Annotated in this window: 6 protein-coding genes; 4 read left to right on the top strand and 2 right to left on the bottom strand. The window is 29.4% G+C overall.

Annotated features, from left to right (window positions below; translation table 11 throughout):
- Nucleotides 1–91: 91 nt before the first annotated feature.
- On the bottom strand, nucleotides 92–295 hold the full coding sequence (locus tag QM536_03880) for a hypothetical protein (protein MDI9356151.1): 204 nt from the start codon (nucleotides 293–295) through the stop codon (nucleotides 92–94).
- Nucleotides 292–2,253, bottom strand: a complete 1,962-nt coding sequence (locus QM536_03875; protein MDI9356150.1) for a site-specific DNA-methyltransferase — start codon at nucleotides 2,251–2,253, stop codon at nucleotides 292–294. The genes QM536_03880 and QM536_03875 overlap by 4 nt, the downstream gene beginning before the upstream one ends.
- A gap of 594 nt (nucleotides 2,254–2,847) precedes the next feature.
- Between QM536_03875 and bcp the strand changes: the two genes are divergently transcribed.
- The 4 genes from bcp to QM536_03855 are packed head-to-tail and all read left to right on the top strand — an operon-like array spanning nucleotide 2,848 to nucleotide 6,647.
- Nucleotides 2,848–3,294: a thioredoxin-dependent thiol peroxidase gene (gene bcp / locus QM536_03870; GenBank protein ID MDI9356149.1), complete on the top strand. Its 447-nt coding sequence runs from the start codon at nucleotides 2,848–2,850 to the stop codon at nucleotides 3,292–3,294.
- 44 nt (nucleotides 3,295–3,338) lie between these two features.
- Complete coding sequence (gene atpA / locus QM536_03865) at nucleotides 3,339–4,910, top strand: F0F1 ATP synthase subunit alpha (GenBank protein ID MDI9356148.1); 1,572 nt, start codon at nucleotides 3,339–3,341, stop codon at nucleotides 4,908–4,910.
- 48 nt (nucleotides 4,911–4,958) lie between these two features.
- Complete coding sequence (gene atpG, locus QM536_03860) at nucleotides 4,959–5,843, top strand: ATP synthase F1 subunit gamma (GenBank protein ID MDI9356147.1); 885 nt, start codon at nucleotides 4,959–4,961, stop codon at nucleotides 5,841–5,843.
- Between the two features lie 30 nt (nucleotides 5,844–5,873).
- On the top strand, nucleotides 5,874–6,647 hold the full coding sequence (locus QM536_03855; protein MDI9356146.1) for a TerC family protein: 774 nt from the start codon (nucleotides 5,874–5,876) through the stop codon (nucleotides 6,645–6,647).
- The last annotated feature ends 6 nt before the right edge of the window (nucleotides 6,648–6,653 follow it).

Genomic DNA, 6,653 nt, shown 5'->3' with positions numbered 1-6,653 from the left:
GTAATTAAATCAGAATTAAAAATTATATCCGAAAATTGATTTTCATTTTTTAATAATGAACTAAATACAATGTTTGTATCTACAATAACTTTCATTTGATGAATTTACTTCTATTCTCTTTCCACCATTTATTGTTTATTTCCTTTGCCAATTCATCAATATCTTCTTGTTTTGCCTTTGAATTTGAAATTGCCTCAAGATATTCTAAATAATCTACAATATTTTGAATAGTTTCTGTTTTAATTTTTGAAGAAATTTTAATTGTAATGGCTTCCTTGGTTCGTTCTATTATCATAACTTATTTGTTTTAAAGGTTTGCTTAAATTCATTTCCATAAATATCAATAAAAATAACACAGATTAAATCACCAGCATTTTCTAAAGAAATTTGAAGTGTGTTTTGCACACTTTCCATTTCTTCACTAAAAACACAATCAGACATCATAAAATCTTTGTTGTTAAAATCTCTGTCTATAACCACCATACTCAAACTTTCAAAATTTTCTAATTCTTTGTTGGTTTCCTCTTCTCTAAAGTTTGAAGTAAATTTTTTGATTATAATTTTATCGTTTTCAAAAAGAGCTTCTACATCTGGTTGCAAACTAAAATGAAACCCAATTGCATTATCTAAATCATTGACTTTGTTTTTGCTTTTTGGCTGTCGGATTTTAGCAAAATCTTTGGAGTGTAATTCTTTTATAATTTGATAGGGTATTTTTAGAAAATAATACCGAACGTCATCCAATTCGTGAAAATCACTAATAAAATCTACTGCGTTTGCGGGTGCGATAATGTAAACTCTTTTGGAAATACTTTTTCCTAAAATCTGGTGTAATTTTTCTAAAAAGAAACTATCTAAATTACTTTCTTTATTATTCCAATAATCCCAAACTAAAACAGGATAACCGTCTTTTCGTTCTCCGTGAAATGCAAATCCTTTTTTAGTTTGTTTCTTCGGTGTAACTTCAAATAATTGCAATACAAACTCAATATATTTGTCTTGGTTGAGTTCTTGCATTTTTTTGAGGTCGTAAATACCTGTATTTACGGTTACAAAAGTTTTAGCAAGTTTCTCGTATTTTTGTTTTGAATTATCTAAATCTTTACTTTCTTGTATGGTTAAAAGTCTTTTTTGTTGGGTATAAAAACTAAATTTACCAATATCACAACTTATCCATCTTCTTCCCAATTTTTCGGCAACTGCACAAGTTGTCCCGCTACCTCCAAAGAAATCTAAAACAATGTCGTTTTCATTTGTGTTAGCTTTGATTATTCTTTCAATTAATTCTTCTGGTTTTTGAGTTGGATAATCAAGTCTTTCATTTGCTTGAGAATTTATAAAATTAATATCTGTCCACACATCAGGAGCAATTACATCTTTTGTGTTTACATATACAATTTTATCATATTTTGAAATGTCTAATTTTTTATCTATTACTAATTTATTATATTTATCTTCATCATATACTAACAGTTGAGATATTTTTTTTCCACCACTTTTAATAACATTAGTATGATAACCTCTGTTAATTGCATCTAATTTGCTTTTTGTTGGAGTAATTTCAATCTTATTTAGTTTATGTAAATCTGACTTGGAGTAAAACAACAAAGTATCGTGCATATTTTGAAAATTATTACTACCAGCTGTCCATCTTCTGTAATGCCAAATAATTTGATTTTTGAAATTATTTTTTTGAAATACTTCATCTAAAACAATTTTAAGATAATGACACATTTTGGAATCTAAATGAACTATTATTGCACCATTTTCTGCAAGAATTTCTTTTGCAACAATTAGTCTCTTTCTAATAAATTCAATAAACTCTGAACCTTTTGCTTTGTCAGTATAAGCTAAACCTCCTGAATTAGTTTTAAAATCTGACTCCGTTGCAAAAGGTGGATCAATATAAATAAGTTTTACTTTCCCTTTAACTTTGTCTTTGATGAGTGGGTCTTCGTTTTTATATAGGGTTTTTAGGAATTGTAAGTTATCTCCAAAAACGAGCATATTTCTCCAATCGTCTTTAAACTTTTCTCTTTCTCCGTTGTATATTTTTTCTACTTGCAAAGGCACAGCAAAAGTTCCATCTTGGTCGGCTAAAATATCTTCTTTACGCATTTTTCCTGCGTAGCGTAGTTCGTATTCTTTATGTGTAGTTGGAAACAGTTTCTCTCTAAAATCTTCGGGAATAGTTGAGCCGTTGGCTAAACATTCCATTAAAAATTCTCTTTCCTGTATGCTTAAATTTTTCATTTATAAAATATTGTATTAAAACTAAGTATTACGTATTAAAAATTTTCTTTTTTGCCATGAAACGAATCTCTATTGATTTTTCTCCCACCATTTTTTATTTACTTCTCTTGCCAGTTCATCAATATCTTCTTGTTTGGCTTTGGATTCTGATATTGCTTCTTGATATTCTAAATAATCCACAGTTTTATTTGAATCTGCTCTGAAAGCTTTTTTACAGAGATATGGAGTTTTAAAATTATTGGAAATCAAAGAGTTACAAAATTATAAAGGTGCCAAAAGTGATTTTTCGGAGAGTAATCATTATTAAAAATAACATAAAAAACTTCATAAAAAAATGTTTTTGTGTTAAAAACAAAATATTTAAAAAAATAATTGCATAATTACGGTATTATTTTAAATATTGGAATAAAGAACTAATAATATTATATTTTTAATATAATGTAAAATTATATTATTACATTCAAAATACACTCAAATTAAAATAATTTCAGAAAATTAAATATATATTTTTGTGTAGTTACCAATATTTACACACAAGAATTTTGTAAATTCAAATGGAATTAAGTATAAATAAAATATACCAATAGAAAATATATGCAATTGAAAATAGGAGAATTAGCCCCTGATTTTACGGGTAAAGACCAAAATGGCAATACAATATCTCTCAGTAGTTTAAGAGGGAAAAAAGTAATACTCTATTTTTATCCAAAAGATGATACACCAGGTTGTACAAACCAGGCATGTAACCTTAGAGATAATTATTTACATATAGAAAAAGAAGGATATATAATATTAGGAATAAGCCCCGATGATGAAGTTTCCCATAAGAAGTTTATTCAAAAATATAATATACCTTTTACCCTTATATGCGATGGGGATAAAATAATTCATGAAAAATATAGTGTATGGGGCGAGAAGAAATTATTCGGAGTAACACATATTGGCACTATAAGAACCACTTTTGTAATAGATGCAAAAGGATATATAGAAAAAATTATTACTGATGTGGATACAAAAAATCATACAAAGCAAATTTTATAAAAACGTTGTTTAGAATTAAAAAAATACTATTATAAAGGAATCAGATGAATACAATAAGACCTGACGAGGTAAGTTCTCTCATAAAAGAACAATTATTACATTTTCGAATAGAAAGTGAGTTAGAAGAGATAGGAAAGATATTACAAGTAGGAGACGGGGTTGCAAGGATATACGGAATATCACAAGTAGAAGCAGGGGAGATGTTAGAATTTCAAAATGGGACACAAGGAATCGCCTTGAATTTGGAAGAAGATAATGTAGGAGCTGTCATTTTAGGAAAAACACAAGGAATAAAAGAAGGGGACATTGTAAAAAGATTAAAAAAAACTGCTTCTATCAAAGCAGGAGAAGGCATGTGTGGAAGAATTTTGAATGCTATAGGGCATCCTATAGACGGAAAAGGAGAAATACAAGGACAACTCTACGAAATGCCAATAGAACGAAAAGCCCCAGGAGTAATATATAGACAACCCGTAAATGAAGCACTTCAAACAGGAATAAAAGCAATAGATTCTATGATTCCTATTGGAAGAGGGCAAAGAGAACTTATTATTGGCGATAGACAAACCGGAAAAACATCTGTTGCTATAGATACTATCATAAACCAAAAAGAATTTTATGACAAGGGGGTACCTGTCTATTGTATTTACGTAGCAATAGGACAAAAATTTTCTACCGTAGCCTCTATCTATAACACATTAGAAAAAGTAGGAGCCATGAAATATACCATTATAGTAGCCTCCTCATCATCCGAATCCGCTTCTATGCAGTATTTTTCAGCATTCACTGGTGCCGCCATTGGGGAATTTTTTAGAGATACGGGAAGACCTGCATTAGTAGTATACGATGATTTATCTAAACAAGCAACAGCTTATAGAGAAGTATCTTTATTACTCAGAAGACCGCCGGGTAGAGAAGCATATCCCGGAGACGTATTCTATCTCCACAGCAGATTATTAGAAAGAGCTGCGAAAATAAATAAAAATGATAGTATCGCCCAAAAAATGAATGATATCCCCCCATCTATAAAACACTTAGTGAAAGGAAACGGATCACTTACCGCTCTTCCAATAATTGAAACACAAGCCGGGGACGTATCTGCCTATATTCCTACCAACGTAATATCTATAACCGATGGACAAATATTCTTAGAAACAAATTTATTTAATTCAGGTGTCCGTCCCGCCATCAACGTAGGTATATCTGTTTCTCGTGTAGGAAGCTCTGCACAAATAAAATCTATGAAAAAAGTAGCTGGAACCCTCAAATTAGACCAAGCACAATATAGAGAACTAGAAGGGTTTGCTAAATTTGGATCCGATTTAGATGCTGTAACAAAACTTACCATAGATAGAGGAAGAAAAAATCAAGAAATTCTAAAACAACCACAGTATTCCCCTATGCCTGTAGAACAACAAGTAGCAATTATTTTCGTTTCCACAAAAGGACTTTTAGATAAAATACCTGTAGAAAAAGTAATAGAATTTCAAAAACGTTTTTTAGAAACACTTGTTTTCAAACATAAAAATATTTTAGAACTTATACGCGAAGGAAAACTCGATGACAATATTACAGAAATACTTACACAAGTTGCCCAATCTATTACCGTATCATAATTTTTTATTATCCTATGTAATTTATGTAAATCGGTAACTTATTAGAAAATGGCAAATCTCAAAGAAATAAAAAATAGAATTCAATCAGTAATTTCTACTCAGCAGATAACAAAAGCAATGAAAATGGTATCAGCTGCAAAGTTTAAAAAATCTTCTGACTCCCTTTCCCAATTTCGCACCTATTATCAAAAATTATTAACAACTACCCAAGAAGTATACTACCATAACACCGACGGAATACAAGTTCCATATAGCGAAAAAAGAAATAAAGAAAAAATAGCAATAGTAGTAATATCCTCTGATAAAGGACTCTGCGGACCCTTTAATAATTTTTTGTTCAAATCAGTTATAAATCTATTACAAACAAATTATTCAGACCAGCACCATAAAAAACAAATTACCCTTATAACCATAGGAAAAAAATCTGTTGAATATTTTAAAAAACGGAAAATAGATATAAATACCGATTATACCCAATTACTACAAGGGATTTCTTTTTCAAATATAAAGGCATTATCTGTTTTTTTGATACAGAGTTTTCAAAATAAACAATATGATGCAATACATTTAGTGTTTAACGAATTTAAAAACGCAAGCTCACAAACAGTAAAAATAGAAAACATTTTTCCCATCCCTACAGATACTCTCTTCCCTAAACAAACTACGCATACCGATTATATTTTTGAACCTAACAAACAATATATATTTAATAATCTTATTATAAAACTTATAGAAACACAGATTTATAAAAGTGTATTAGAATCAATAGCATCAGAACACGGGGCCAGAATGACAGCTATGGAAAAAGCAACAGAAAACGCAGGTGAGCTTTTAAAAGTCCTAAAAATAATGTATAATAGAACAAGACAGGCATCCATAACAAAAGAAATATTAGAAATAGTGGGTGGAGCAGAAGCATTAAAAACATCTTAAATATCATTTTTATTTTTTTATTAAAATCACATGGGCTTAAATTTAGAAATTTTTCTCAATATTGAATCGTGGATAGCACTTATAATGCTTACGTTTATGGAAATAGTATTAGGAATAGATAATATCCTTTTTATTTCTATCGTTACAAATAAAATTAAAAATACCCACCAAAGAGAGCAAGTAAGAATTATTGGACTTGGTATAGCGTTATTGGTAAGAATGGTACTTTTAACCTGTGCAACGTGGATAACACAACAATTAGAACCTATTTTAATCATACCTCATATAGGAGAAGTAGGTTTTTTTGAGGTAACCTTAAGAGACCTTATATTATTAGGAGGAGGATTGTTTTTGACCTATAAGAGTCTCCATGAAATCCATAAAAAACTATCGTATAATCATAACCAAGAAGAGAGTAACATATTAGTAGAAAAAAGTAGCAAAAATTCGATTACCAATGCTATTATTAATATTATATTATTAGATATAGTGTTCTCTTTTGACTCTATACTCACAGCAGTTGGGCTTACAAAAGAACTCATACTTATGGTAATAGCTGTTACTATATCTATGTTCCTTATGGTAAAATTTTCTAAATATGTAAGTAATTTTATTCATAAGTATCCATCTTTAGAAGCATTAGCGCTTAATTTTCTCACAATTATTGGGTTTCTTTTAGTGATAGAAGCATTCCATGTAGAAGTTCCTAAATCTTATGTGTACGTGGTTATAGCTTTTGGTTTATTTTTTGAAATTATAAATATTAGAATAGATCAAGTAAGAGAAAAACACAAAAAAATATAACCTCAA

Source organism: Chitinophagaceae bacterium, from assembly GCA_030053935.1.
Classification (GTDB): Bacteria; Bacteroidota; Bacteroidia; order Cytophagales; family JASGCU01; genus JASGCU01.
Note: the sequence above shows the minus strand (reverse complement) of the source record. Positions and strands in the feature narration are given on the sequence as shown.

Bases quoted from the DNA above. Each gene is read 5' to 3' on its own strand.
- QM536_03875 (MDI9356150.1), bottom strand. From the start codon at position 2,253: ATGAAAAATTTAAGCATACAGGAAAGAGAATTTTTAATGGAATGTTTA.
- QM536_03855 (MDI9356146.1), top strand. From the start codon at position 5,874: ATGGGCTTAAATTTAGAAATTTTTCTCAATATTGAATCGTGGATAGCA.
- atpA (MDI9356148.1), top strand. From the start codon at position 3,339: ATGAATACAATAAGACCTGACGAGGTAAGTTCTCTCATAAAAGAACAA.
- atpG (MDI9356147.1), top strand. From the start codon at position 4,959: ATGGCAAATCTCAAAGAAATAAAAAATAGAATTCAATCAGTAATTTCT.
- bcp (MDI9356149.1), top strand. From the start codon at position 2,848: ATGCAATTGAAAATAGGAGAATTAGCCCCTGATTTTACGGGTAAAGAC.
- QM536_03880 (MDI9356151.1), bottom strand. From the start codon at position 295: ATGATAATAGAACGAACCAAGGAAGCCATTACAATTAAAATTTCTTCA.